This window comes from Camelimonas sp. FR25, from assembly GCF_059740505.1.
In genome coordinates, this window is record NZ_JCAWFG010000036.1 from 68,235 (window position 1) to 93,913 (window position 25,679).

Annotated in this window: 21 protein-coding genes; 15 read left to right on the forward strand and 6 right to left on the reverse strand. The window is 66.0% G+C overall.

Features of this window, described 5'->3' with window-relative positions; genetic code table 11:
• Nucleotides 1-130: 130 nt before the first annotated feature.
• Nucleotides 131-1,579, forward strand: coding sequence for a L,D-transpeptidase family protein (locus tag AC6A67_RS04805; protein WP_498035418.1), 1,449 nt, complete (start codon nucleotides 131-133; stop codon nucleotides 1,577-1,579).
• Nucleotides 1,580-1,636: 57 nt separating this feature from the next.
• Here the strand turns inward: AC6A67_RS04805 and AC6A67_RS04810 are convergent, their stop codons facing one another.
• Entirely contained in the window at nucleotides 1,637-2,398 is a 762-nt protein-coding gene (locus tag AC6A67_RS04810) for a TrmB family transcriptional regulator (protein WP_498035465.1), read from the reverse strand.
• A gap of 282 nt (nucleotides 2,399-2,680) precedes the next feature.
• Between AC6A67_RS04810 and AC6A67_RS04815 the strand changes: the two genes are divergently transcribed.
• The 5 genes from AC6A67_RS04815 (at nucleotide 2,681) to AC6A67_RS04835 (ending at nucleotide 7,578) form a co-directional block, all read left to right on the forward strand.
• On the forward strand, nucleotides 2,681-3,514 hold the full coding sequence (locus AC6A67_RS04815) for an ABC transporter permease (protein WP_498035419.1): 834 nt from the start codon (nucleotides 2,681-2,683) through the stop codon (nucleotides 3,512-3,514).
• Nucleotides 3,515-3,525: 11 nt separating this feature from the next.
• Nucleotides 3,526-4,350 (forward strand): ABC transporter ATP-binding protein, encoded by an 825-nt coding sequence (locus AC6A67_RS04820; protein WP_498035420.1) that lies wholly within the window; start codon nucleotides 3,526-3,528, stop codon nucleotides 4,348-4,350.
• Between the two features lie 2 nt (nucleotides 4,351-4,352).
• Nucleotides 4,353-5,408: an ABC transporter substrate-binding protein gene (locus tag AC6A67_RS04825; RefSeq protein ID WP_498035421.1), complete on the forward strand. Its 1,056-nt coding sequence runs from the start codon at nucleotides 4,353-4,355 to the stop codon at nucleotides 5,406-5,408.
• Between the two features lie 374 nt (nucleotides 5,409-5,782).
• The gene (locus tag AC6A67_RS04830) at nucleotides 5,783-6,496 is read left to right on the forward strand and encodes a flavin reductase family protein (RefSeq protein ID WP_498035422.1); all 714 of its coding nucleotides are present in this window, start codon (nucleotides 5,783-5,785) and stop codon (nucleotides 6,494-6,496) included.
• A gap of 116 nt (nucleotides 6,497-6,612) precedes the next feature.
• On the forward strand, nucleotides 6,613-7,578 hold the full coding sequence (locus AC6A67_RS04835) for a carbon-nitrogen hydrolase family protein (RefSeq protein ID WP_498035423.1): 966 nt from the start codon (nucleotides 6,613-6,615) through the stop codon (nucleotides 7,576-7,578).
• A 683-nt stretch (nucleotides 7,579-8,261) separates the two neighbouring features.
• On the opposite strand, the gene AC6A67_RS04840 is transcribed toward AC6A67_RS04835, so the two are convergent.
• A complete protein-coding gene (locus AC6A67_RS04840; RefSeq protein ID WP_498035424.1) occupies nucleotides 8,262-9,713 on the reverse strand; it encodes a sensor histidine kinase in 1,452 nt (483 codons plus the stop codon).
• 592 nt (nucleotides 9,714-10,305) lie between these two features.
• On the opposite strand from AC6A67_RS04840, the gene AC6A67_RS04845 reads away from it, so the two are divergent.
• The 6 genes from AC6A67_RS04845 to AC6A67_RS04870 all read left to right on the forward strand — a co-directional run bounded on the left by AC6A67_RS04845 (nucleotide 10,306) and on the right by AC6A67_RS04870 (nucleotide 15,592).
• Nucleotides 10,306-11,505 carry an amino acid ABC transporter substrate-binding protein gene (locus AC6A67_RS04845; protein WP_498035425.1) on the forward strand — a complete coding sequence of 400 codons (1,200 nt, stop codon included), beginning with the start codon at nucleotides 10,306-10,308 and terminating at the stop codon, nucleotides 11,503-11,505.
• Between the two features lie 136 nt (nucleotides 11,506-11,641).
• The gene (locus AC6A67_RS04850) at nucleotides 11,642-12,508 is read left to right on the forward strand and encodes a branched-chain amino acid ABC transporter permease (protein ID WP_498035426.1); all 867 of its coding nucleotides are present in this window, start codon (nucleotides 11,642-11,644) and stop codon (nucleotides 12,506-12,508) included.
• Complete coding sequence (locus AC6A67_RS04855) at nucleotides 12,508-13,476, forward strand: branched-chain amino acid ABC transporter permease (protein WP_498035427.1); 969 nt, start codon at nucleotides 12,508-12,510, stop codon at nucleotides 13,474-13,476. The genes AC6A67_RS04850 and AC6A67_RS04855 overlap by 1 nt, the downstream gene beginning before the upstream one ends.
• Nucleotides 13,473-14,225: an ABC transporter ATP-binding protein gene (locus tag AC6A67_RS04860; protein WP_498035428.1), complete on the forward strand. Its 753-nt coding sequence runs from the start codon at nucleotides 13,473-13,475 to the stop codon at nucleotides 14,223-14,225. Before AC6A67_RS04855 ends, AC6A67_RS04860 begins: the two co-directional genes overlap by 4 nt.
• A complete protein-coding gene (locus AC6A67_RS04865; RefSeq protein ID WP_498035429.1) occupies nucleotides 14,222-14,941 on the forward strand; it encodes an ABC transporter ATP-binding protein in 720 nt (239 codons plus the stop codon). The genes AC6A67_RS04860 and AC6A67_RS04865 overlap by 4 nt, the downstream gene beginning before the upstream one ends.
• A 3-nt stretch (nucleotides 14,942-14,944) precedes the next feature.
• Nucleotides 14,945-15,592, forward strand: a complete 648-nt coding sequence (locus AC6A67_RS04870; RefSeq protein WP_498035430.1) for a 2-hydroxychromene-2-carboxylate isomerase — start codon at nucleotides 14,945-14,947, stop codon at nucleotides 15,590-15,592.
• A gap of 142 nt (nucleotides 15,593-15,734) precedes the next feature.
• Here AC6A67_RS04870 and AC6A67_RS04875 read toward each other — a convergent pair whose 3' ends face one another.
• The 4 genes from AC6A67_RS04875 to pdxR all read right to left on the reverse strand — a co-directional run bounded on the left by AC6A67_RS04875 (nucleotide 15,735) and on the right by pdxR (nucleotide 22,520).
• A complete protein-coding gene (locus AC6A67_RS04875) occupies nucleotides 15,735-16,847 on the reverse strand; it encodes an osmoprotectant NAGGN system M42 family peptidase (protein WP_498035431.1) in 1,113 nt (370 codons plus the stop codon).
• Nucleotides 16,847-18,637, reverse strand: a complete 1,791-nt coding sequence (ngg, locus tag AC6A67_RS04880; protein ID WP_498035432.1) for an N-acetylglutaminylglutamine synthetase — start codon at nucleotides 18,635-18,637, stop codon at nucleotides 16,847-16,849. Before ngg ends, AC6A67_RS04875 begins: the two co-directional genes overlap by 1 nt.
• A 196-nt stretch (nucleotides 18,638-18,833) precedes the next feature.
• On the reverse strand, nucleotides 18,834-20,606 hold the full coding sequence (locus AC6A67_RS04885; protein WP_498035433.1) for an N-acetylglutaminylglutamine amidotransferase: 1,773 nt from the start codon (nucleotides 20,604-20,606) through the stop codon (nucleotides 18,834-18,836).
• Nucleotides 20,607-21,050: 444 nt separating this feature from the next.
• A complete protein-coding gene (gene pdxR / locus AC6A67_RS04890; protein ID WP_498035434.1) occupies nucleotides 21,051-22,520 on the reverse strand; it encodes a MocR-like pyridoxine biosynthesis transcription factor PdxR in 1,470 nt (489 codons plus the stop codon).
• A 495-nt stretch (nucleotides 22,521-23,015) separates the two neighbouring features.
• Here pdxR and AC6A67_RS04895 point away from each other — a divergent pair, with 495 nt between their 5' ends.
• The 3 genes from AC6A67_RS04895 to AC6A67_RS04905 all read left to right on the forward strand — a co-directional run bounded on the left by AC6A67_RS04895 (nucleotide 23,016) and on the right by AC6A67_RS04905 (nucleotide 25,492).
• Nucleotides 23,016-23,546, forward strand: a complete 531-nt coding sequence (locus AC6A67_RS04895; protein ID WP_498035435.1) for a CinA family protein — start codon at nucleotides 23,016-23,018, stop codon at nucleotides 23,544-23,546.
• 5 nt (nucleotides 23,547-23,551) lie between these two features.
• Entirely contained in the window at nucleotides 23,552-24,556 is a 1,005-nt protein-coding gene (locus AC6A67_RS04900) for a CobW family GTP-binding protein (RefSeq protein ID WP_498035436.1), read from the forward strand.
• 210 nt (nucleotides 24,557-24,766) lie between these two features.
• A complete protein-coding gene (locus AC6A67_RS04905; RefSeq protein ID WP_498035437.1) occupies nucleotides 24,767-25,492 on the forward strand; it encodes an orotidine 5'-phosphate decarboxylase / HUMPS family protein in 726 nt (241 codons plus the stop codon).
• Nucleotides 25,493-25,679: the final 187 nt, after the last annotated feature.

Here is a 25,679-nt window from a genome sequence, read left to right on the forward strand (position 1 = left end):
TACAGAGGCCAACTGACCAGCGCGTCAGCCAGGCGACGCCCATTTGCGCCTGCGCGGGGCCATTAAACAAACATTGACCATATAGGCTGATACTGCGGCGAGGATTGCAGCAATCCGGCTGGAGTTATGCATGTTTGCGCGTTTTTGCCTCGCTTTGGCGGCGATGGGTGCGGTGATGACGGCGGCGCTGGGCGTGGCCCGCGCTGGCGAGCCGGCGTATGGCCCCAATACGCTCGAACGCACGCTGCAGTCGCTTGCAGCCCATGAGGCCATGGCCAGCGCGGGCGGCTGGCCTGCGGTTCCGGCCGCTGTCAGCGCCTTGCGCCCTGGCGCGGAAGGACCGGGCGTTGCGGCGCTCAAGCAGCGCCTGCACGCCAGCGGCGATCTGGCCCAGGCCGATCTTGAGGGCGACGTCTACAGCCCTGCTGTGGTGGAGGCGGTGAAGCGCTTCCAGCGCCGCCATGGCCTGTCGGATCTCGGCACGGTCGGGCGGCTGACGCTCAAGGCGATGAACACGCCGGTCGAAACCCGCATCAGCCAGCTGAAGGCGACGGCGGAGCGGCTTAAGGGCAATGGCTTCAGCTTCGCCCGGCGCTATGTGGTGGTGAATATCCCGGGGGCCAGCGTCGAGGCGGTGGAGGATGGCCAGGTGCGCAACCGCCATCTGGCCATTGTCGGGCGCCCCGACCGGCCTTCGCCGGTGCTGCAGGCCAATATTACCTCGGTCAATCTCAATCCGTTCTGGACGGTGCCGACTTCCATCGTCAAGGCCGACATCATCCCCAACATGCGCAAGGACCCGGCCTATCTGGCCAAATCCAACATGCGCCTGATCGGCGCCGGCAATGCCGAGATCGACCCGGCGAGCGTCGACTGGGCGAAGCTGGTCAATCCCTATTTCTACGTGCGCCAGGATCCTGGCCCCGCCAATGCGCTTGGCCAGCTGAAGATCGACATGCCCAACACCGAAGCGGTCTACATGCATGACACGCCGGGCAAGAGCCGCTTCCGCAGCGACATCCGCTTCAATTCCTCCGGCTGCGCCCGCGTCGAGGGCGTGCGCGATCTCGCCGCCTGGCTGCTCGAAAACACCGACTGGAACCGCCAGCGAATCGAGGATGAGATTGCCCGCGGCGATCGCAAGAACATCATTCTGCACCGCTCTGTGCCCGTGGCCTGGGTCTATATGACCGGCTGGCAGGACGCCGCCGGCGTCACCCAGTTCCGCGAGGACATCTACGGCCTCGACACGCCAGGCGGCATCGCCCAGTCGACGGTTCAGGCGCGCAAGACCCGCGTCGCCGCGCCGCGCAAACCGGCGGCGGGCAGCGCGACGGCGGCGGCAAAAGCTGACACTGACAAGACAAGCGCCGCCAGGGCCAGCGCTGCGCAAGGCGCAGGCGCGAGAGCCCCGGCGGAGAAAACCGCGAAGGCGAGCACGGCGCCCGAACCCGCGCCTCAGCCCGCGCCTGCGCAGCCGGCGGCGCCGACGCTGCCTCCAGCGCAATTCCCGGCCTCGGTGGCGCCGATCGCGGCGGCGGGCGGCTTCCAGCCACAAACGCTCACCGCCAGCAATTAAGCGGTCGGCCACGGCTCGCCGGACTGATTACGCGGGCGGCGGCGGCGCCCGCCAGCCTCAGCTGGTTTCTGCCCCCGCCTCGGGCGCGCCGACTGGCGTGCTGATGCCCCACAGAGCGTCAAACAGCGCCGCCTGATAGGTGGCGAATTCGGCGCTGTCGATGATCAGCCCGTAAGCCTCACGCGCCGATGAGATAATGCAGACCTTGTTGCCATAGATGTAAGAGGTCATGGCCAGATTATGTGCTGGCGGCGCATAGCGTAGTTCGCGCTTTTCCGCGGCGCTGCTTGGCCAGATCGGCGCAATATCGCGCTCTTCTGAGCGGATGACCCGCAGCCAGATATTGCGGCGGGCCCGTTCCATCAGATAGCGCTCCATCTCCTCCAGCCCAGGCTCGGCCATCAGTTCGCGCATCGACAGGGTGGCGCGCAATATGCAGTCGCCCTGCGAAAGCGTGTCCCACAGCGCCGTGCGAATCCCCTCGGCGCCCGGGTGAAAGCGCACACTCGGCTTGCCGCTCTGATGGTGGTAGAGCGAGCGCAGCGCCGGCATCACGTCGTCGAGCATCTGGCGGCGGGCTTCCAGCCGTTCCAGCAGCACCCCCGGATCCTGCGCCACGACAAAGCGGCGCTTGCCGTGATCGACAAAGCGGATCAGCCCATCCGCCTCAAGCTTGACGAGCCCGTCATGGGCCGTGGTGCGCGCCATGCCGGCGCGGGCAGCCACATCGGTGATCGAGGCGCCTCCAGGCGCCGCCGCAGCGAGATAAAGCCGGTACAACGTCCCGGACAGGCCGATGCGCCCCAGCCGTGCTTCCATATCCACCTTGCATCTCCCCGCACCGGCGCTGGCTGCGCCGCACGTCGCCAGTCCACAATTCATCGGAACTATCCGACATTTTTTATGCGCGCGGGCGTCATTTCATCTCGAAACCCGCCGACGATAGAGGCGACTTGCCCGCTTTGCAGGCACGTTGCCCGCGTAATAATCGTCACGCCTGACCAAACGAATTGACGGGTGGCGCCGATAAATTTCACGATGACCCTACGTTAATAGCGCGACAGGCTGTCCCGTTCCGGGGGCTGGATGGAGGGTATCTCGATGAACGCGCCAGCAGTTTCTGCAGAAATGCCGATGGCCGTGCCCGTCAAGCGTCCCGGTACGCTACGTAAGGTGATGGCGAACACATCGGTTCGCGCCGTCATTGGCCTTGCGGCGTTCTTCGGCGTCTGGCAGGCGCTGACGGGCCTGGGCATCATCGACGGCTTCCTGCTGCCGTCGCCCGTCGCCGTCGCGGCGGCGCTGTATGAGATGGCGCTTGAAGGCTCGCTGTGGACCCATCTCAGCGCCTCTCTGGTGCGCGTGTTCATCGGCTTCATTCTCGCCTGCGTCGCCGGCATCCTGCTTGGTCTGGTGTGCGGCTGGTGGCGCAGCGTCTCGGATTATGTGCGGCCGGTCGTCGAAGCCCTGCGGCCGATCCCGCCGCTGGCCTGGATTCCGATCACCATTCTCTGGTTCGGCCTCGGCGACAGCGCCTCCTACTTCCTGGTGTTCCTTGGCGCGTTCTTCCCGGCTTTCGTCGCCACTTACACGGCGGTGCGCGGCCTCGACCGCAACCAGATGAACGCCGCCCTGTGCCTTGGCGCCACCCCCTGGCAGCTGTTTTTCGACGTGCTGATCCCCGCCTCCCTGCCCATCGTCCTGCCTGGGTTGCGCATCGCTTTGGGCGTCGGCTGGATGTGCGTGGTCACCGCCGAACTGATCGCCGCCCAGACCGGGCTTGGCTACCTGATCCAGCAATCCCGCATGCTGTTCCAGATCAACAACGTCGTCGCCGGCATGGTGACCATCGGTTTGGTCGGCTTCCTGATGTCCGCTGCGCTGGAACGGCTTGAGCGCCGCGTCAACGCCTGGGCGCCGTCCGAGCGCAATTGAGGAGTGGCACGATGAACGCCCACACGCCCATCATCCCCGCCAGCCAGTCTGCGACCGCCGATATCCAGATCGACATCCGCGACGTCAGCAAGGTCTATGGCGGCGGCGTCGCCGATGAGCCGGTCATCGCTCTCAATGGCGTCAACCTGCAAATCCGCAAGGGAGAGTTCATCTCTTTGCTCGGGCCCTCGGGCTGCGGCAAGTCCACCTTGCTGGCGATTATCGCCGGCTTCCAGGGCGCGACCACTGGCCAGATCCTGCAGAACGGCAAGCCGATCGTGAAGCCGGACCCGTCGCGCACCGTGGTGTTTCAGGACTACGCGCTGTTCGGCTGGATGACGGTGCAGCAGAACGTCGAATTTGGCCTCAAGGCCAAGGGCATGCCGAAGAAAGAGCGGGCCGTCATCGCCCGTGAGCTGATCAATATGGTCCGGCTCAATGGCTTTGAAGACAAATATCCGCACCAGATGTCCGGCGGCATGAAGCAGCGCGCCGCCATCGCCAGGGCGCTGGCCCCTGACCCTGACATCCTGCTGATGGACGAGCCCTTTGGCGCCCTCGACGCCCAGACGCGCGTGCTGCTGCAGGAAGAGATCGCCCGCATTTCCACCGAGGCCGGCAAGACGGTGATCTTCGTCACCCACGGCATTGATGAAGCAGTGTTCCTGGCTGACCGCGTGGTGGTGATGAGCCCGCGTCCCGGCCGGGTGCGTGAAGAACTGATCGTCCCGCTGCCCAGGCCGCGCACGGCCGAGATGCGGTCCGATCCATGGTTTGTCTCTGCAGTGAACGAGCTGTGGGAGACGCTGAAGCCGGAATGGCAAAAAGGGAAATGAGCATGACGTCCACCATTTCGCGTCGCGGATTCGGCAAGCTGGTCGCGGGGCTTGCGCTGGCGGCCCCGGTCGCCGCCCCGTCGATCGTCCGTGCGGCGGGCGCCGACAAGGTGAAGATGTGCTGGTTCAACACCACCACCGTCTCCGCCCAGATCGCCCATGTGCTGATGCGCACCGATATCGGCGCCCAGAACGGCCTCGACATTGAACTGATCCAGCTTGCCGCATCGCCAGCCGTCACCGAGGCGCTGGTCTCTGGCGCAGGCGACATCGGCGCCCTGTCTGACTTCGCCGCCGTCACCACCATGGCCATTGGCGCGCCAGTCACCACCGTGGCGTCCCAGGCCCGGTTCCGCTCGGCGGTGCTCGCCACCAAAAAGTCGGGCATCACCGATCTGGCCGGCCTGAAGGGCAAGCAGGTTTACGGCACCTTCGGCATCACCGCCTTCCAGAACGCCCAGGACGCGGTCATCAAGGCCGGCCTCACCCCAGGCAAGGACGTGACCTTCGTCAATGTCGGCCCGGCCGAGCTGGCTGACGCCGTCGGGGCCCAGCGCATCGACGCCTTCTTCACCTATGACCCGTTCGTTTCGTTCTTCGAGAATTCGGGCCACGCCCAGGTGATCTCCCAGGACCTGTCGCCGATCATCGCCCTGACGGCCAACAACAAGTTCTTCAAGGATCGCCCGGATGTGCTGAAGCGCTTCCTCAAGGCCAATTCCGAAGCGCTGTACTTCGCCAGCCAGAACAATGAACTGGCCAACACCTGGTTCCGCTCGCTCGAGCCGGCCAAAAACATCCCGGTCGAAGTGCTGCAGAAGGCCTCGGCCTACGATCCGGCATGGACGGCGAAGAGCTATGCCGACATCAAGGTGGCCCTGTCGCCGGAGCAGATCGCCAAGATGGACGTGCTGGCCAAATGGGGCGTCGCCAACAAGCTGCTGCCGCGCCAGCCCGACGTGTCGAAGTTCATCGACACCAAAATCGCTGGCGACGTTGACGCCGGCGCAGCCGCCAATGGCTATGATCTGGCGAAGGTGAAGATCCTTCGCCCCTGATCGACGCCTCATACCAGAACCCGATGAGTATGTGTCATCGGGTTCTGGCCAAGCCCGTGCGGCGCCTGAGCATTTCAGGACGCTGATGCGTCAGCATCTTCGCATCCTGGTATTTGGCGGTGGGCACCGGGCGCGAAAGCATGGCGCCGCGTGGCGAGGGGTGAGGCCAGAGTGTGCTGCGCCCAGCGCATTGCGCCCTGGTCTGGCCCGCGCGGCGCCTCGGGCAAGCTGCGTCGCCGATTGGTCAGCATGGTTTGATCCCGGCGTGAAGCGGCGCCAATACGCCGTGTGACGGCCTGGGCCGCGATCCCTGGCGACGGCCCGCGACCCTTTTCAGCGCGACAGATGGCCGGGACAGGCCGGTGGGAGACCCGATGAGCAAGCATCTTCCCAGCCCCGTGGCTGATCAGGACCATCCTGCTGCTCCGGGCGCCACGCGACACTTCGATTTCACCGCCATGGACGGCGCCGCGCGCTACCGTCTGCTCGCCTCGACCATCATGCCACGGCCCATCGCATGGGTGACCAGCCAATCGGCGGACGGCGTCGCCAATGCTGCGCCATACTCGTTCTTCAATTTCTTCGGGTCCGACCGGCCGGTGCTGGCCATCGGCGTGCTCGCCCGCCCTGGCGCCGAGAAGGACACGGCGGCCAATATCCGCGCCACCGGTGAGTTCGTCGTCAATCTGGTGTCCTATGAGCTGGCGCCGGCGATGAACATCACCTGCATCGACGCCCCGGCGGCCGTGAATGAGCTGGAGCTGGCGCAGCTCGCCACCGCGCCGTCGCTGGCCGTGGCCCCGCCAAGGATCGCCGCCAGCCCCGTCGCCTTCGAGTGTCGGGTCATGCAGTTGCTGGAGACCGGGCCGGGCCAGTTGCTGGTGGTGGGCGAGATCCTGCACGCCCATTACGCCGCGCACGTGCTGACTGGCCCCGCCGATCATCCGCGCATCGACGCTGCGGCGCTGGATCTCGTTGGTCGCATGCATGGCGCGTCGGCCTATGTGCGCACCCGGGAGCTGTTTCACCTCGAACGTCCGGCCTGGCCACCCGCAGACGGCCCGACGCCAGAACTGGGCCCGGCCTGACGTTCATTCCATTTCGACGCCACCCCGCCAGGGCGCCCGGAGGATCACCTGGCGCGGGCGCCACGACCCCAGAGCACCCTGCAGGCTCTGGCGCATCCGAGAAAGGTACAAGCACCATGGCGAAGGTCACAGTCGCAGCGGTTCAGGCCGCAACCGTCCCATTTGACAGCGCCGCCGCAACGGCCCGCGTGGTTGCACTGATCGGCGAGGCCGCGGCCAAGGGCGCGGAAATCGCCGTGTTCCCGGAGGCGTTTATCGGCGGCTATCCCAAGGGCCTCGATTTTGGCTGCTGCGTGGGCCGGCGCACGTCGGAGGGTCGCGCCGATTTTGCCCGTTACGTCAAGGGCGCGATCAGCGTGCCGGGACCGGAGACCGACGAACTGGCGGCAGCCTGCGCCCGCCATAATGTCTTTGCCGTGGTCGGCGTCATGGAACGCGATGGCGGCACGCTGTATTGCACGGCGCTGTATGTCGGTCCGCAGGGGCTGATGGGCAAGCACCGCAAGACCATGCCCACCGGGGCCGAGCGCCTGGTGTGGGGCTTTGGCGATGGCTCGACGCTGACGGTGGTCGACACCCCGCACGGCAAGCTCGGCGGCCCGATCTGCTGGGAGCATTACATGCCGCTGATGCGCGCCGCTTATTACGCCAAGGGCGTGCAGATCTGGGCCGCGCCCACCGCCGACGACCGCCCGACATGGATTCCGACCATGCAGCATATCGCCATGGAAGGCCGCTGCTTCGTCATCGGCGCCTGCCAGGTGATGCGGCGCTCGGATTTCCCCGAGGATTACGCCAGCCGCATCGAGGCCGCTCCCGATGAATGGATGATGCATGGCCGCTCGGTCATCGTCAGCCCGCTCGGCGAAATCCTCGCCGGCCCGCTGGTGGATGAAGAAGGCATTCTGACCGCCGAGATCGAGCTGGACGACATTATTGGCGCCAAGCTCGACTTTGACCCAGTCGGCCATTACGCCCGGCCCGATCTGTTCAGCCTGCAGGTCAATGAAGCGCCGCAGCGCCCGGTGGTGGCGAGCGGCGCGACGCCTGATGAGCCCGAACGCAGCGGCGCCCTCAGCTGAGGCTGGCCTCCGGCTGCCGGCGCGCCCCGCTCCGGGACGTGAGAGGCGTGGACGGCGGCGATGAAAAAGCCCCACCCTGAAGCCAGGGCGGGGCGAGTTCACATTCAGAACAACCGAAGGTTGCCTGCTAAAGGTAAGTCCACACCCGCATAAGGCCAAGCCCGACCTTGCCGGTTTTACCCACATTATGTTCACGAAGCCGGCGCCCGACCGCCTTTTCCAGCGGCTCTGGGGCGACGATACAGTTAATTTCACTTTTTCGGCACGTATATTACAGCTGTCCCCTAGCACGTCGCGCTGGCTTTACATCGTCATGACGGTAGTTGATTCAGCGCCTGCCGCAGCAGATCTCAGTGTGCGAAGGCATTACCCAGAGAAACGATGGCGACGCCAACCCCAACCTCAGGGGAACGTTAAAGGCCGTGCAGCAGCGCGCCATCGCCTGCCGTCGTCGTCGCCGGGAGAGGCCAACCCGCATCTGTCGCAACGCAACCCTTGGTTGGTATAACGTTGTAGAGCGCCTGCCGAAGCGCCGCTGGCTACTCGCTGGCTACCCTTGCCGCACGTCTGCGCGGCGCGCTGTCATGGAGGACGGCGACAAGATATCAGGCAATGCGCGGCGTCTCACGGGCCCAAGGCGCGGGGGCAGACGCGGCCGGGGCCAACCCTGCCTGACGCGCGCCTCAGCTGGCGGTCAGCGCCGCTACGTCGCCGCTAATGGCGAAACGCACGCCCTCTGGCCGGAAATCGAGCGTGACCCGCAATGAGGGTGCGCCCGACAGGCCGGACATGATCAACCGGGAGCCCGCGCCGCGCGTTGCGGGCTCGGCCACAGGCGGGCCGCCGCTCTCCTGCCACACCAGTTCAAACAGCGCGCCATTTGCCTCCGACACCGACCAGTTCACCGCCACCTCGCCTTCTGGCTGCGAGAGCGCGCCATATTTCAGCGCATTGGTCAGCAGTTCATGCATGATCAACGCCAGCGACAGCGCCGGGCGGGCCGCGATCGGTGTGTGCGGCCCGCTGATGCGCAGGCGCGCGCGGTCATGCCAGCCGATGGCATTGCTGATGACATTTTCAATATGGGCGCCGGACTGGTCGCTGGCCATCGCCGCCTCATGGGCGCGGGCGAGCGTGTTGATGCGCGCGCTCAGGATTTGCCGGGCGCTGTCGATATCCCTGGCCCCACGCAATGACTGGTTAACAATCGCCTGCACCACAGTCAGCTGATTTTTCAGCCGGTGCGCCAGCTCCTTGCTCAGCAGATGACTGTCGGTGACGTCGAGGATCTGCACGAACAGCCCCTCCACCGCGCCGCCAGGGGTGGCGATCGGGTGGCAGAGAATATCGATGACCCGCTCATCCGGCGCATCGTCCGCGGTGCGTTGCAACCGCGCCGGCATGGCCCGGTTCACCATGGCCGCCCGCGTGGCGTAGACGTGATCGAGCAGCTCGAAAAAGCCCTGACCATGGATGTCGGGAAAGGCGTCGACGGCGCGCTTGCCGGCGGCCTGGCGGTAGCCGGAAATCGCCTCGAAATCAGCGTTGGTGTAAGTGATCAGATGCTGCGGGCCCGAGGTCACCGCCACCGCGCCCAACGCCGTTTCAAAGATGCTGCGCAGCCGCCCCTGCTCGCGCTCGCGCTGACGCTGCAGCGCCACACGGCCGGTGGTTTCGTTAAAGGCGCAGAACATGCCGGCGACCACGCCATTGGCCATGCGCACCGGCGTGTAGGAGAATGAGACATTGACTGTCTCCGGATAGCCGTGGCGCGTCACCATGAACTCGACATCAGAGGCGGCTGCGCTGACGCCCTCATAGGCGCGGTTGACATAAGGCGCGACCTGGCTCCACAGCTCGCGCAAGGTTTCGGCGAAGGGTTTTGCGAGCGCGCGCGGGTGGAACGGGCCATACATCTCGCCGCACAGATCATTGTAGATGATGTGCCGCTCCGGACCCCACAGCAGGAACATCGGCTGCCGGGCGCCCAGCACGATCTGCGCCACGGTGCGCAATTCCAGCGGCCAGCGCTCCGGCTCTCCAAGCGGATGCTGGCTCCAGTCGATGGCGCGCAACAGCGCCCCGCAGCCGCCGCCGCCTGCAAACACATCCCGGTGCGCGATCTGTGTGTCCAACCCCGTTCTCCTTACCGAGCGCTGTATAGTTGCGCGTAGAGCAACACAAATGCAAATGGCTTGCGCTGCGCTTACGTAAATTGTCGGCGTCTCGTGCTCCCTGCGTCAGTCAGCGCAGCGATATCGCCACCTATATGTGGCGCCATGGCGCAAAACAGTTCTCCGATCGCACAATATTTTCTGACGCACAGTGGGCATTTTCGGTATCGGGCGCAGAAACGGGACCGGCGCGCGCGGTTATGGGCGCCGCTGGTCGGGTCAGCGATATGGTTTAGCTAACGTTTGTCTGCGCTTTCTGAGTCCATCCCGGCCGAACATGATCACCCAACAGCTGCGGCGTCCGGCGACAACCGCAACGTCATTGCACGGTCACCACTGATTGACGGGGCGCCGATATCCGCTGGGTGCGCGCCCATCGCTTCGGAATGACCCGCCGCCGTGTAAAACTGTTGGCAAGGACACCGCTCCGCGTGGACACGGCGCTATTCACGGATTAGTGTGTGATTAACTCATTTTGTCACGTTTTGTGATGTGAAATGCGCAAGCCGCTGACCAGCCTTCTGGCGCCGGTGATTCCAGGCAGGAACAGACCATGAAGAATTTTCTGCGGTCGGCTATCGCCGGCCTTGCCCTCGTGGCGGCTGCCGTCGCTAGCGCCGGGGCCAAAGACGCCGTGGTGATCGGCGCGCCGCTGCCGGTGACCGGCGCCCTGTCGCCGGAGGGCGCCAAGCTGCGCCAGGGCTATGAGCTGTGGCAGGAGCAGGTCAACGCAAAGGGTGGGGTCAAGGTCGGCGACAAAAACCTCAAGGTTGAGCTGCGCTATTACGACTACCAGTCGCAGACCCCCAAGGCGATCCAGCTGGCTGAAAAGCTGATCACCGACGACAAGGTCGACTTCCTGTTCTCGCCCTTCGGCTCCGGCGCCACGAAGGCGGCGTCCGCCGTGGCGGAAAAGGCAGGCGTGCCGATGATCGCCTCCTCCGCGTCATCGGTGGAAGTGTTCGACCAGGGCTACAAGAACCTGTTCGGCGTCTACACCGACAACAGCACCTTCTCAGAGCCGCTGGCCGATCTGGTGCGGGCGAAGCTGCCAGAGGCGAAGCGCGTCGCCATTCTGGCCCGCAACGATCTGTATCCGCTGTCGCTGGCCAATGAATTCGCCAAAAGCGCCAAAAAGCGCGGTCTCGATGTGGTGTTCTTCGAGAAATACGCCATCGGCACGCTCGATCACGCCTCGGCCCTCACCCAGCTGCGTGCTGCGAAGCCGGACTGGGTCATCGTCACCGGCTACATCAATGACCTGATCACCATCCGCAAGCAGGCGTCAGATCTCAAGGTCGGCGGCGAGGTGTTCACGCTGATCAACGGTCCGGCTTACCAGGAATGGATCAGCGCTGTCGGCCCGCTGGCTGACAATGTCACCACGGCCAGCTGGTTCCACCCGGTGGTGAAATACGCCAGCGACGACGTATTTGGCTCCTCGGGCAAGTTCGTTGAGCTGTTCAAGTCGAAATACGGCTCCGAGCCGGACTTCACCCAGGCCTCGGGCGCAGCTGTCGGCGTGGTGCTGCAGCAGGCGATTGAGCGCGCTGGCTCGCTCGACCGCGACAAGGTGCGGGCTGAGCTGCAGAAGGGCGGCTTCAAGACCTTCTTTGGCCCGATCTCCTTCTCGTCCATCGGCATCGCCGACAGCTACGTGCCGCCGGTGCTGCAGATCCAGGACGGCAAGGTGCAGGTCGTCGCCCCGGCCAACATCGCCACCAGCGACTTCCGCACTGGCCTGAAGAAATAAATCGCTGCTCCGGCGGCGCGCGGACTGCGATCCGGGCGCCGCGGGGCCTTGCGGCAGGGCGACGTCGGCGCGGGGGGCGCTGCGGCGCCCTGCCGGTCGGTCGCGCCCGAGGGCCGACCGGGTCAGGATCAAATTCATGTTGTGGCTGCAGGTTCTTGTAAACGGCCTGGCTGTTGGCGGTCTTTACGCCTGCATCGCCGTGGGCTTTTCGCTGGTCTGGGGGGTGTTGAACATCATCAACATCCTGCACGGCTCGCTGATCGTGCTGGGCGGCTATCTCGCCTTTTTCGCCCACCATTATTGGGGCATCAACCCGTTCCTGTTCGCGCCGGTGGCCGGGGCGATCATGTTCCTTGGCGGCGTCGCCCTGCAGGCCAGCGTCATCAATCATGTGATGACCCGGCCGTTTCTGATCACCCTGCTGCTGACCTTCGGGCTCAATCTGTTCCTCGACAACACCATGCTGGCGCTGTTCAGCGCCGATTATCGCAAGGTGCTGCTCGACCCGCCGCTCGGCGTCTTCGATCTCGGCTCAATCGTCGTGCCGGTGGATCGGATTTACGCCACGCTGGTGGGTCTTGCGCTGGTCGCCGTGCTCGGTGCGCTGCTGCGCTTCACCCAGTTTGGCCGCGCCATCATCGCGGTGCGTATGGATCGCGACGCCGCGGCCCTGCTCGGCATCAACGTCAAATGGACCTACGCCATCGCTTTTGGCCTCGGCGTGTTCATGGCGGGCAGCGCCGGCGCGCTGCTCAGCGCCATCTTCCCGATCTCGCCCGTGGCCTCGGCCGGCTATCTCAGTAAGGCCTTCGTCATTTGCGTCATCGGTGGCCTTGGCAGCATTCCAGGCGCCGTGCTCGGCGGCTTCGCCCTTGGCGTGATTGAAAGCTTCGGCGCGCTGATCTTCGGGCCCGAGCATGCGCTGACGCTGGCCTTCGTGCTGCTGATCGTGTTGCTCGCCGTGCGGCCCCAGGGCCTCCTGGGCAAGCAGGGGTTCGCCTGATGTCGCGCCTGTCCTCGACACGGGTCGCCCTGGCGATCCTCGCCCCCTTCGTCGTCGCCATCGTGCTGTTTGCGCTGCTCAGCCTGACCGACGCCTATATCATCCGCCTCGCCACCATCCTCGGCATGTATGTGACGCTGGCGCTGGCGTGGAACATCATCGGCGGCTTCGCCGGCTATCCCTCTTTCGCGACGGCGGCGTTCTTCGGCCTCGGCGCCTATGGCGCCGCCGTGGCCCAGACCATGGGCGCGCCCCTGCTGGCGGCGGTCGCCTTCTCTGGCTTGCTGGCGGCGGCCTTCGCCGGGTTGATGGGGTCGGCCATCCTGCATCTACGCGGCAAATATTTCGCCATCGCCAGCCTGGTGATCGCCGAAGTGCTGCGCGAGGGGACCAATTCCTGGACCGACGTCACGGGCGGCGGCATGGGCATCAATCTGCCGCTGGTCAAGCCGGCGCTGGTCAGCCTGCCGCAATTCTATCTGGCCGCCATGCTGCTGCTCGCCGCCATCGCCATGAGCGCCTGCATCTGGCTCAACCGCGCGCGGCTCGGCGTGGCGCTGCGTTGCATCGCGCAGAATGAGGACGCCGCCCAGATCATCGGCGTCGACACCCGCCGCGCCAAGACCCTGGCCTTCGTGCTGTCCAGCCTGTTCATCGGCCTCGTCGGCGGCGTTTACGCCTCCTGGGTGACCTATATCGATCCCACCGACGTCTATGACGGCGCCATGTCGGTGAAGCCGATCCTGATGGCCCTGCTCGGCGGCGTCGGCACGGTCTATGGTCCGGTGCTTGGCGCCGTGACCTATCTGGCGCTGGAAGAATTGCTGTGGCGCAACATTCTCAGCTTCCACGCCGGTATTCTCGGGCTGATGGTGGTGGTGCTGGTGCTGTTCCTGCCTGGCGGGCTGTCGCAGGCGCGGGGGCTGGGCCTCGCCCATATCGCCAAACTGTGGAGGCGCGCGCCATGACCGCCCTGCTCGAACTGAAGGGCGTCAGCAAACGCTTTCGCGGCTTGCAGGCGCTGTCCGACATCAATCTGTCGCTACGCGCGGGCGAAATCGTCGGGCTGATCGGCCCTAACGGCGCCGGCAAAACCACTTTGGTCAATGTCATCACCGGCGTGCATCGCGCCGATAGCGGCGGCATCGCCTTTAACGGCGCGTCGATCACCGGCATGCGGCCCGACCGTATCGCCCGGCTCGGCGTCGCCCGCACCTTTCAGGTGGTGCAGCCGTTTCCGGCGATGACCGTGCTGGAGAATGTGGCGGCGGCGGCCCTGTTCGGCGGCGGCGCAGCCAGCATCGCTGAAGCGCAGGACGCCGCCGCCCATCACCTCGATTTCTGCAATCTCAACGATCAGGCCGGCAAGCTGGCCAGCGCCCTGACCCTCGCTGGCCGCAAGCGGCTGGAGTTGGCCAAGAGTCTCGCGCTGCGGCCCAAATTGTTGATGCTGGACGAGGTCAACGCCGGCCTTAACCCCGCGGAGGTCGACGCAGCGCTGGAACTGATCGCCAAAATCGCCGCCCAGGGCACGACCATCTTCCTGATCGAGCATCTGATGAAGGTGGTGACCCGCACCGCCCAGCGGCTGGTGGTGTTGCACCATGGCAAGCTCATCGCCGATGGCCCGGTCGCCCAGGTGATGGCTGACGAGACCGTGGTGGAGGCCTATCTCGGCCGCCGCTACGCCGAACGCATGGCGGGAGCCGGCATATGAGCGACGCATTGCTCACCGTCACGCATCTTGAGGTCGCCTATGGCGACGTGCAGGTGGTGTGGGACGCCGATCTTGATGTCAAGAATGGCGCCATCACCGCGCTGATCGGCTCCAATGGCGCCGGCAAGACCACGCTGCTGCGCGCCCTCTCGGGCCTGTTGCCGACACGCGGCGGCCGCATCATGATGGCTGGGCGCGAGCTGACCGGCGCGACGCCGCAACAGTTCGTCGAGCATGGCGTGGCCCATGTGCCGGAGGGGCGTCGCCTGTTCACGGGCCTGTCGGTGCATGACAATCTGATGCTCGGCGCCTTCCGGCGCAAGGATGGCAAGGCGGCGATCCGCGCGGATCTGGAGCGCATGTACACGCTGTTTCCACGCCTCGCCGAGCGGCGCCGCCAGGACGCCACCACCATGTCAGGCGGCGAGCAGCAGATGTGCGCCATCGCCCGAGGTCTGATGGCGGCGCCGAAACTGCTGTTGATCGACGAGTTGTCGCTCGGCCTCGCCCCGGCGATCGTCGACCAGCTGGCCGATACGCTGCGCACGGTGCGCGCCGACGGCGCCAGCATCCTGCTGGTCGAGCAGGATGTCGGCATCGCGCTGGAGCTGGCCGACCATGTGCATGTGATGGACCAGGGCCGCACCACACGCAGCGGCCCCTCCGCCGAGATCGCCGCCGACCCGGCCATCATGTCCGCCTATTTGGGAGCCTGAGCCATGGCGCGCCAACGCCCGCAAATTGAATATTATTTCAGCTTCATCTCGCTGTGGTCCTATATCGGCAGCCTGACCTTCCAGGACCTCGTCAAACGCCACGACGCGGAGGTCATCTACAAGCCGGTCGATCTTCTGGCCGTGTTCGCCGCTGGCGGCGGCAAGCCGGTGAAGCAGCGCCCGACCCAGCGCCAGGCCTATCGCTTTGTTGAGATGAAGCGCTGGAAGGAAATTCGCGGCGTGCCGCTGGTGCTGGAGCCGAAATTCTACCCGGCGGATCCGTCGCTCGGCCATCGCATGCTGCTCAACGCCATCGAAGACGGCGCCGACGTCGGCGGCTTTGTCCACGCCGCGCTCAAGACGGTGTGGGCGGATGAGCGCGACATCGCCGACCCCGCCACCCTCGTGCAACTGGCCGATGCACATGGCCTCGACGGCCAGAGCCTGCTCGCCCGCGCCGATGACGCGGCCATTCATGACCGGGAGCATGCGCTTACCGAAGAGGCGATCAACCGCCAGATGTTCGGCGCGCCCTTCTATTTCTACCAGGGTGAGCCGTTCTGGGGTCAGGACCGGCTGGAGATGCTCGACGGCGTCCTCGCCAATCCGCGTCCGCCAATTCTGATACCAGAACCCGATGAGCGTGATTAATCGGGTTCTGGCCAAGCCCGTGCGGCGCCTGAGCATTTCAGGATGCGGATGCGTCAGCATCTTCGCATCCTGATATGATGACCGACTGACGCCGGCTGGTGCGCCGCCCGCTCCATCGGGCGGCGCGCACAGCCTGATGGCGTCAGCCCTGGCCATCGGGCATGGAGGTGAACCCCTTCAGCGACCCGAGGTCGACTGCATCACGGGCGATCTCCACCTCGCTGCCGACATAGAGCGTGATCAGCTCGCCGACGCTGCGCAGCGCGTCGAGGTGGATGCGCTCATAGCCATGGCTGGCGTCGACGCCGAAGGTGATCAGCGCCGTGCGGACATCGTGACCGGCGACAATCGCCGAGGCGCTGTCGGAGCGGTAATAGCGGAAGATATCCTGCTGATGCGCGATGTCGTGCTCGCCGCACAGCCGGATCAGCTTGCGCGTCAGATGATAGTCAAACGGCCCGCTCATGTCGGCCATGGCGATGGTGACGCCGAATTCGCGGCTGTTCTGGCCTGGCGCGGTGACGCCATTGTCGACGGTGACCATCGAGGCGATGTCGCCGGTGAGCACGGCGGCGGCGCCAACGCCGACCTCTTCCGATATTGAGAAAATAAACCAGCAATCGACCGGCGGGCGTTGTGGCGCGGCGACCAGCGCCTTGAGCGCCGCCAGCATCGCGGCCACGCCCGCCTTGTCGTCGAGGTGGCGCGAGACGATGAAGCCATTGTCGAGAAACTCCGGCTGCGGATCGATGCCGACGATGTCGCCGACCGACAGGCCGAGCGCCGCAAGGTCGGCCGCATCATGCACCATTTCGTCAATGCGCAGCTCGACATGGTCCCAGCCAGTGGGCTGGGTGTCGACCTCCTCATTGAAGGCGTGGCCAGAGGCCTTCAACGGCAAGATCGTGCCGCGAAACGCCCGCTCCGGCGTGAACACCGTGCAGCGCGCCCCTTCGGCGAAACGCGCCGACCAGGTGCCGATGGAGGTGAGCCCGAGCCGGCCATTGGCCTTGAGCGCGCGCACCTGCGCCCCGAGCGTGTCGAGGTGGCCGATGACTGCGCGGGCCCCCTTGCGCTCCTCGCCATACAGGCAGGCGCGAATGGCCCCGCGCCGGGTGATCTCATAATCGACGCCGAGCGCCGCCAATTCCTCGCAGCAGGCGCGCACCACATTATCCGTGAAACTTGCCGGGGAAGGGATGTCGAGCAGGCGCCGCAGCACATGCGACAGATACACCGTGTCGATGGTCAGCATCAGGCGCCTCCGCCGCGGCGGGCGCTGTCTTGCGCCGTGCCAGGGAACAGCAGATCAATAAAACGCTGCGCCGTCGGCTGTGGTTCGTGATTGGCGAGGCCTGGCCGTTCATTGGCCTCGATGAACACATAGTCTGGCCCGGCCGGGTCTGGCGTCATCAGATCGATGCCGGTGACCGGAATATTGATGGCGCGCGCAGCCAGTATCGCCGCCTGTTTCAGCGCCGGATGGACGCTGTCGGTGACGTCATGGATGGCCCCGCCGGTATGCAGATTGGCGGTGCGCCGCACCTGCAACTCCACCCCATCGGGTAATATGTCGCGCATGGCGTAGCCGGCCGCCGCCACGCAGCGCCGGGTTTCGCCATCAATGGGGATCCGCGACTCGCCCCCCGTCGCCGCCGCCCGGCGCCGGCTCTGGCGCTCAATCAGATCCATGATGGTGCGCTGGCCATCGCCGATGACGCTGGCCGGGGTGCGGATCGCCGCCGCCACCACTTCGAAATTGATCACCACCAGCCGCAGATCCTGGCCTTCGACGAATTCCTCCACCAGCACCCGCTCGCACAGGGCGCTGGCCGCTGCGATGGCGGTGGCCACCTCCTCCGCCGTTTCAAGGCCAACCGCCACGCCCTTGCCCTGCTCGCCCCGCGCCGGCTTGACCACCACGCGGCGGTGGCGCGCCAGAAACGCCTCGAGCGCGTCGCTGTCGCTGGCCTCGATCTGCTCCGGCACGCGGACGCCGGCGCTGGCGACGAAGCGCCGCGACACCTGCTTGTCGTCACAGATCGACATGGCGACAGATGACGTCAGCTCGCTGAGGCTCTCGCGACAATGCACCGTTCGTCCGCCATTGGTGAGGCGGAAGAAGCCGCCCTCGGCGTCCGTGACCTCGGCGACGATGCCGCGCCGCCGCGCTTCGTCGACAATGATGCGGCCATAAGGGTTGAGCTGGTCGCCGATGGCGTCCGGGCCAGTGAACAGGCGCTCATTGAAACTGTTGCGCCGTTTGACGGTGAAAAACGGCGCCCGGGCGAAGCCGAGCTTCTCATACAGCGCAATCGCCGGCGCATTGTCATGAAGCACCGAGAGGTCCATCCACGGCGCGCCACGGGCCTGGAACAGGCTGGCGAGCCGCCGCACCAGCTCCTCGCCGACGCCAGGTCGCGGGGCCTGCGGATCGACGGCGAGACACCACAGCGATGAGCCAACCTCGGCCGCGCCGTCGATGGCGGCGTGGTCGACGCCAGTGACCGCGCCCAGCACCCGACGGGTCTCCTGGTCGATGGCCACCAGCTGCACCAGCGCCCGGTTTTTCTTGCCGCGCGACAGGAAAAAATCCGGGCGCACCGGCGCCATCTTGCGGCGCAGATAGATGTCGTTAACGGCGTCGGCGTCCTTCGCCGTCGCCAGCCGGCGGATGGTGAAGCCGGGATGGGCCCGGTGTTCGGGCCGCCAGGTGATCAGATCAAGCCGATAGGTATGCGAGGGATCAAGAAACAGCTCCTGCGGCGCCACCGACAGCGCCACATGGGGATCGCGGACATAGACGGCGATGTCGCGCTGGCCGGTCTCCTCGTCGCGCAGCGCCTCGGCCAGCGCCTCCGGCGTCGCGAAGGTGTGGCCGAACAGCAGCCGGCCCCAGCCGCATTCCAGAATGACTGGCTCGGCGCCAGCATCGCGTTCCGGATTTGCGCCGGGCCCTGGCTCGCGTAGCCGACGCATGCGGTGGGCCAGCATGGCGCGGGAACGGGCGCGATGGTCACGCCCAACGGTCTGTTGCGAGGTCATGGCTCTCGCCTCCCTGAAACTGTTCGCCCGCAAGGCGGCGGGCGATGCGCACAACGCGGCGCGGACGTGACGGCGAACCTCTGACCAGGCCGCAAAATGCTGACGCATCCGCGACCAGACATGCCCGGTCGCCGCACGGGCTTGACCAGACCCCGATGCATCTTGCGCATCGGGGTCTTGCGTCAGAGGTCGCCCGTCAGATGCGGTGGGTCTGCAGCCACAACTCGAGCACGGCGGCCTGCCACAGCTCCGAGCCGCGCAAGGGCGTGATGTGCGCGGCGGGATCGGCGAACAGCTGCTCCAGCCATTCGGGGCGAAACAGCCCGCGCTGGCGCGCCGCCCGCGAGGTCAGCGCCTCGCGACACAGCTCGAGATAGGGGCCATCGATGTATTTCAGCGCCGGCACCGGGAAATAGCCCTTGGGCCGGTCGATCACCTCCGTCGGGATCACCGTGCGCGCCACATCCTTGAGAATGCCCTTGCCGCCCTGGGCCAGCTTGTGTCGCGAGGGAATGCGCGCCGCCAGCTCCACCAGATCATGGTCGAGGAAAGGCACGCGCGCTTCAAGACCCGCCGCCATGGTCATATTGTCGACCCGCTTCACCGGATCGTCCGCCAGCATGATGGTGGTGTCGAGCCGCAGCGCCTTGTCGACAGGATCACTGGCGCCTGGGGCGTCGAAATGGGCGCGGACGAAAGCCATGGCCACGTCCTCGCCATCGAAATCGCCGCCGATCTGCGTCGCCAGCCGGTCGCGATCACGGTCGAAGAACGCCTTTGCATAGGCTGCGGCAGGATCATCCGCCCCCGCCAGCGGCGGATACCAGTGATAGCCGGCGAACACCTCATCGGCGCCCTGGCCGCTCTGCACCACTCGGACGTGTTTCGCCACTTCCTGGGAGAGCAGATAGAAGGCGACATTGTCGTAGGAGGCCATCGGCTCCGACATGGCGGCGATGGCGCCCGGCAGCGCCGACAGCAGCGCCGAGGATGGCACGAACTGCTTGACGTGATTGGTCTGGTAATGGCGGGCGATCAGATCGGAATAGACGAATTCGTCGCCGCTTTCCTGATTGGCCGCCTCAAAGCCGATGGAGAAAGTGCGCAGATCGTGCTGACCCAGTTCGCTGAGCAGGCCGACGATCAGGCTGGAATCGACGCCGCCGGACAGCAGCACGCCGACTGGCACGTCGGCGACCATGCGCCGCTTCACCGCCTCGACCAGCGAGGCCTTCAGCATGTCGCGCCATTCCCCGGCGGGCCGCGCTTCGTCTTCAGCGCTGCGGGCGTAGGACACCGACCAATAGACATGGTCCTGCTCGGCGCCATGGGCGTCGATGACCCGCACTGTCGCCGGCGGTAATTTCCGCACGCCCCGGAGCATGGTGTAGGGCGGCGGCACCACGGCGTGCCAGCTCATGAAAAAGCGCAACGCCACCGGATCGATGCTGGTGTCAACGCCGCCGCCAGCCAGCAGCGCCGGCAAGGTCGAGGCAAAGCGCAGGCCGCCTGAGACCGGCGCGACATAGAGTGGCTTGATCCCCAGGCGGTCGCGGGCCAGCACCAGTCGGCCGCTGTCGCGTTCAATGATGGCGACGGCGAACATGCCGGTGAGATGGCTGGCGAAATCGACGCCCCATTGGGCGTAAGCGCGCAACACCACTTCGGTGTCGCCGCTGGAAAAGAACCGGTGCCCAAGCGCCTCGAGTTCGGCGCGTAGCTCACGGTAATTGTAGATACAGCCGTTGAACACGCCGGTGAGCCCGAGGTCGGGCGCGGTCATCGGCTGTTCAGATCGGGCGGAGAGATCGATAATCTGCAGACGCCGGTGGCCGAGGGCCCAGCGATCGCGCGCGATCACCCCTTCAGCGTCAGGTCCCCGTGGCGCGAGCGCCTGGTTCATTCTGGCTATGACGGCGGGGGAAGCCCGTTGGGCGCCAAACATCACCTCACCGCAAATTCCACACATGCCGTCGTGCACCTCACCGTATCAGCCATTGCAAGCCCCCCGGCGATCAACCGGGAGCTACACCAGGAACGATGGCGGGCGCGAAAAGTTCCCTGACGCTTCAGATCACATTGGCCGACAGGCGACGTGTCGGCAGCAACGGACCCACATAAATCGGGTCTGACGTTGCGTTTTCGCACTATATCACCCACGGCGTCCGGGGCATGTATTGGCGAATGTGCAGCAGATCCAGGACATGCGCCCTGGCGTGTCAACAATGCTGTGCGCAAGGCGTGCGGTGTTGCCTTGAGGCGTCAGCGCAAGTGCTGGGGTTCTGTCGTGGCGGACATGCGGCGCCCGCCCGGTTGCGCGCGCGGCAGGTCAACGCCACGTGTCATGCCAGGCCGCAAAGACGCCACATCATCCGCCACAGGCCCGGATCATGCGCGGCCAGGGTTGTCGCCGTCAGGGTGTGGCGACCCGCCGCCCCTTGAGGATCTGCGCCAGGCGGGAGACGCCGACGCGCACCTGCACGGGCGTCAGGCTGGCGTAGCCCATCAGCACCCAGGCGGCTTCATAGCTGACGCCTGGATATTCATGGCCGCCGCCGCTTTGCACCGTATACAGGCCGATATTGCGGCTGCGAGCCTGGGCGCAAATGCTGTGGGCGCCGCCCAGATAGTCGGGGAGGCGCACGGCGATATGGGTTCCCGCTTCCGTGCCCATCATCGGCGGGGTGTCGAAATGCGCATTGAGCTGCGCCGTCAGCATGTCGCGACGGATCATATATTGCTGCCGCACCCGCCGCAGATGACGCATGAAGGCGCCGGACTGGATGAAGCGCGCCAGTACCTCCTGCTCCAGCCAGACATGGCCATTGTCGAGCAGCGCCTTGGCGGTGGCGGCGGCGCGGGCCAGATGTTCGGGGAACACCATATAGCCAATGCGCAGACCGGCGCCGAGCGTCTTTGAGAAGGTGGCAAGGTAAATCACATTGTCCGGGCTCATCGCCTTGAGCGCCGGAAGTAACGATCCGTCATAACGGAACTCGGAATCGTAATCATCTTCGATAATGTAAGCATTGTTGCGATCAGCCCAGCGTAGCAGCGCCTGGCGTCGCTCCAGCGTCATGGTCGGCCCCATGGGGAACTGGTGCGATGGCGACACATAGGCCAGGCGCGCCCGCTCCTGCTCCAGCAGATCGGTTTGCAGGCCCTTGCCGTCGACTGGGACCGGACGAAGCCGTAGATTGTGGCTCTCAAACAGGTAAGCTGCGCCCTGATTGCACGGGTTTTCGACGACGATGTCCTCGGTCTCCCGCAACAGCAGGCGCATGGTCAGATTGAGCGCCAGCTGCGCGCCGGCGACGATGACAATCTGCTCGGGTCGGGCCTGAATGCCGCGGGTGCGGGCGACATGGTCGGCGATGACGCAACGCAACTCCATCAGGCCACAGGGATCGCCATATTCGGTGAGGCCCGCGCCGGGATTGGCCAGCACCTGCTGCACCGTGCGGCGCCAGGCTTTCAGCGGAAACGATTCCGGATCGGTGCGCTGGGTCCAGAAGTCGATCGGGATGTTTTCATTGTTGAGGATGGTGTGGGCGCGGCCCGAAAACTGCGGCGCCGGCGGATCGCGACGGCTGGAGGGCGGGGGCTCCGCCTGTTGCGTCCGCGTGCGCACCGCCTCATCTGGCAACACCTGGGCGATGAAGGTGCCGACCATGGGTCTGGCGGTAAGATAACCCTCATTGATCAACCGCTCATAGGCAAAGATCACCGAGTTGCGCGACACCCTGAGCTCGGTCGCCAGCACCCGGGAGGATGGCGCCGGCGCGCCAGGAGCGAGCTTGCCCGCCAGGATCTGCTCCCTGATCTGGTCGAAGATCTGCTCCTGCAGGCTCTGCGCGCCCGAACGGTCCAGATTGATCAGCACGACAGCCCCTTCGCTCGCAGCCCTTGCCCCAGGCGCACGGCCACGCATTGATGCCTCAGACCCGTCGCTCGCCCAACCACACGTGGCGTCAGCCTGCGCCCCGGCGCCTCGCCAACCAGATCGCGCCGACCGCCAGGAGGGCGCATAGCTGCCGCATGACTGGCGCCAGCGCCGATGCCGCAAACTGGCCCCCACGCACAGCCTCGCCGAACGCGCTCAAGACTCGCCGGAACCCATACACAAAAGTCAAGCATAGCGCACAGTTTCAGCCAACCGCCAAAGATGGGTCACTGGCCCTAATGTGCCACTGACTGGCGCTTCCGTTGGGTCCAGTGGCGCGTCCTGGCGTGGGACCAGCCTGCAGTCGACGTTGACTTGTTTGAGGCTGCGGCGGCAACTCATCGCCGTGCAGCGCCGCCACGGCGCAGACCATCCGCGCCGCCCCCTGACGCAACATTGGCCAGGACCGGCGCGCCCCCAGCGCCAGGGTAGATCATGTCACAATCCGCAAGCCTGTCGGCCGCATCCGACACTGTGTTTTCCGCCGCTTTGCTCGACGACGCGGCCACAGCCCTGGCGGCGGCTCGCCGCCTCGATATTCGCATTGTCACCGCCGAGACCGTCACCGCCGGCCTTGTCAGCGCCTGCCTCACCTCAGTCTCGGGCGCCTCGCAAATCTTCGAGCGCGGCTTCGTGCTGTACCACGACAGCGCCAAGGCGACCGGGCTCGGCGTTGATGAGGACATCGCCCGCAGCCATGGCGCCGTCAGCGCCGAGGTCACCCGTGGCCTCGCCGAGGGGGCGCTGGCCCATTCGACGGCTGGGGTCTCGGTGGCGATCACCGGCTACGCCGGTCCCGGCGGCGGCAATGAGCGCAACCCGGTGGGCACGGTCTATCTCGCCTCGGCCCGCCACGGGCGGCCGACGATGGAGGAGCGGCGCCAGTTCGCCGGCTCGCGTGACGACGTGCGCCTTGGGGCGCTGGCGGCGGCGCTGAAGCTCCTCACCGCCCAGATGGCGGACTGACCTCCATGGCCGGCGCGGAGCATCGCATCCCGGTACTGGTGCTGACCGGCTTCCTTGGGGCCGGAAAGACCAGCGTGTTGCGACATGTGCTGGGCCACGCCGGCTTCGGCGATACCGCGGTGATCATCAATGAGGCCGGCGATGTCGGTCTCGACCACCTGTTCGTCGAGAACGGTGAGGACGAGGTGGTGATGCTCGACGGCAGCTGCCTGTGCTGTCGTATGAAGGGCGGGCTGGCCGACGCGCTCAACGCCTTGCTGCGCCGCCGCGATGCGAGCGGCGCGCTGCCGTTTAGCCGGGTCATTGTCGAGACCAGCGGCCTCGCCAATCCCGTGCCCATTCTCGCCTCGGTGATGACCAGCAAGCTGGCCGCCGCGCATTTCGTGCTCGCCGGGGTGACCACCGTCGTCAATGGCGTGGCCTTCGCCGAAAGCTGGGAACGCTTCGCCGAGGTGCGCGCCCAGGTGGCGCTGGCTGACCGCCTGTTGCTGACCCGCGGCGACATGCTGACGCCCGACGCGCTCGCGGCGCTGCACGCGCGCCTGCGCGCCCTCAATCCGGCCGCCACGCTGACTGGCGCCACCCATGGCGTGGTTGAGCCGCAGGCGCTGTGGCCAGCCCCCGAAGATGGCCTGGCTGTCCGCGGACGCCGTGGCGCCAGGATGCTGGCCGACGATGGCGGCGCCGGGGCGCAATTCGTGGTGGCGGCGCGCGCCTTCCGTGGCGAACTCGACCCGGACGATCTCGACGACTGGCTGTGGCGCTGGATCAATCTGCTCGGCCCTGATCTTTTGCGCGTCAAGGGCGTGCTCAGGGTGAGGGGCGCCGCTGAGCCGGTAATCCTGCATGTTGTTCAGGGCATTGTGCATGCGCCTCAGGCGGCAAGGACCGCGCCCGCAGACGATGGCGCCCGGATCGCCCTGATCGCGGCTGGCGTTGAACAGGCGTCACTCGACGACGCCATCGACGAACTGGCGGGCCTCGCGACGCCGCGCTCAGCCACAGCCTGATGTCTGCCGCCCCGCCAGCGTTCGCCGTTGACTGGCGCCGCCGCCGCGTGCTGGCGCCAAGGAACGCGCGACCGCCGGTTCTACCCCTCTGGCGCCAGGCGCCGCTAGTTTCATCGCCAGCGCCCCGGCCCAGCACATGGCCAGGGACTTTGGCCCAAATCCAGGATTCAGGGCGCGGCCCGTTCCAGCGCCGTCTTCATCGAGGTTCTTATGGTCAAGCGTTTCTCTGGCAATCTCGGCATCGTGCCGGCCCTGGACATCGATCAGCTCGACCGCATCGATGAGGTGGTGAAGGCCACCACTGGCGTTGAAGGCGTGGCTGGCTACAAGGTCGGGCTGTCCTCGGTGCTGCGGCTTGGCCTCGCGGAATCGATCCGCCGCCTGCGCGACATCACCGATCTGCCGCTGCTGTATGACCACCAGAAGGCCGGCCCGGACATGCCGGATATGGCCGCCAAATTCAGCCAGATGAGCAAGGACGCCGGCGTCGACGGCCTGATCCTGTTCCCGGTGGCTGGCCCCACCGCCGTGCGCGGCTTTGTCGGCGAGGCCATCAACAATGGCCTCATCCCGGTGGTCGGCGGCGAGATTCCCACGCCCGACTATTGCGCCTCGGGCGGCGGCTATCTGATTGATAACGCGCTCGACATGATCATCGCGCATTCAGTCGACGTCGGCGCCGACCATTTCGTGTTGCCGGCCCGCTCGCCGGAGCGCGTGGCGCGCTGGGCCAACTGGATTGGCGCCAATGTGCCGGATCCGGTGCTGTTCCTCACCGGCTTTGGCCCGCTCGGCGGCTCGATCGCCGACGCTTACGCCGCAGCCGCCGCGTGCCAGCGCAAATTCGCCATCGTCGGTCGGCTGATCACGGCGGCGGAAGCGCCAGGCGAAGCAGCGAGGCGCATGTATGAGGAGATGCAGAAGGCTGTCGGCTAACGCCGTTCAGGCTGGAGGGCCCTGCTTCTCCCAAGCTGCATGCGTCGGCGCCGCGGCAAGCGCTTGCCTGGCGAATTGCGGTTCGCAAAGACAAACGCTCTGGTGCTGATGGCCAGCAGGAGCGGCGCCTCCCCCCATCTGGCGCCGTTCCTCTGGCCTGCCGCAAGGCTCCCACTCTCTGGCCCCT

What these genes read in the sequence shown, in the direction of transcription:
- AC6A67_RS04885 (WP_498035433.1), bottom strand. Translation starts at nt 20,606, where the DNA reads ATGTGTGGAATTTGCGGTGAGGTGATGTTTGGCGCCCAACGGGCTTCC.
- AC6A67_RS04845 (WP_498035425.1), top strand. Translation starts at nt 10,306, where the DNA reads ATGAAGAATTTTCTGCGGTCGGCTATCGCCGGCCTTGCCCTCGTGGCG.
- AC6A67_RS04900 (WP_498035436.1), top strand. Translation starts at nt 23,552, where the DNA reads ATGGCCGGCGCGGAGCATCGCATCCCGGTACTGGTGCTGACCGGCTTC.
- AC6A67_RS04865 (WP_498035429.1), top strand. Translation starts at nt 14,222, where the DNA reads ATGAGCGACGCATTGCTCACCGTCACGCATCTTGAGGTCGCCTATGGC.
- AC6A67_RS04855 (WP_498035427.1), top strand. Translation starts at nt 12,508, where the DNA reads ATGTCGCGCCTGTCCTCGACACGGGTCGCCCTGGCGATCCTCGCCCCC.
- AC6A67_RS04805 (WP_498035418.1), top strand. Translation starts at nt 131, where the DNA reads ATGTTTGCGCGTTTTTGCCTCGCTTTGGCGGCGATGGGTGCGGTGATG.
- AC6A67_RS04815 (WP_498035419.1), top strand. Translation starts at nt 2,681, where the DNA reads ATGAACGCGCCAGCAGTTTCTGCAGAAATGCCGATGGCCGTGCCCGTC.
- AC6A67_RS04850 (WP_498035426.1), top strand. Translation starts at nt 11,642, where the DNA reads ATGTTGTGGCTGCAGGTTCTTGTAAACGGCCTGGCTGTTGGCGGTCTT.
- AC6A67_RS04860 (WP_498035428.1), top strand. Translation starts at nt 13,473, where the DNA reads ATGACCGCCCTGCTCGAACTGAAGGGCGTCAGCAAACGCTTTCGCGGC.
- ngg (WP_498035432.1), bottom strand. Translation starts at nt 18,637, where the DNA reads ATGACCTCGCAACAGACCGTTGGGCGTGACCATCGCGCCCGTTCCCGC.
- AC6A67_RS04820 (WP_498035420.1), top strand. Translation starts at nt 3,526, where the DNA reads ATGAACGCCCACACGCCCATCATCCCCGCCAGCCAGTCTGCGACCGCC.
- AC6A67_RS04895 (WP_498035435.1), top strand. Translation starts at nt 23,016, where the DNA reads ATGTCACAATCCGCAAGCCTGTCGGCCGCATCCGACACTGTGTTTTCC.
- AC6A67_RS04875 (WP_498035431.1), bottom strand. Translation starts at nt 16,847, where the DNA reads ATGCTGACCATCGACACGGTGTATCTGTCGCATGTGCTGCGGCGCCTG.
- AC6A67_RS04870 (WP_498035430.1), top strand. Translation starts at nt 14,945, where the DNA reads ATGGCGCGCCAACGCCCGCAAATTGAATATTATTTCAGCTTCATCTCG.
- AC6A67_RS04835 (WP_498035423.1), top strand. Translation starts at nt 6,613, where the DNA reads ATGGCGAAGGTCACAGTCGCAGCGGTTCAGGCCGCAACCGTCCCATTT.
- AC6A67_RS04825 (WP_498035421.1), top strand. Translation starts at nt 4,353, where the DNA reads ATGACGTCCACCATTTCGCGTCGCGGATTCGGCAAGCTGGTCGCGGGG.
- AC6A67_RS04810 (WP_498035465.1), bottom strand. Translation starts at nt 2,398, where the DNA reads ATGGAAGCACGGCTGGGGCGCATCGGCCTGTCCGGGACGTTGTACCGG.
- AC6A67_RS04905 (WP_498035437.1), top strand. Translation starts at nt 24,767, where the DNA reads ATGGTCAAGCGTTTCTCTGGCAATCTCGGCATCGTGCCGGCCCTGGAC.
- AC6A67_RS04830 (WP_498035422.1), top strand. Translation starts at nt 5,783, where the DNA reads ATGAGCAAGCATCTTCCCAGCCCCGTGGCTGATCAGGACCATCCTGCT.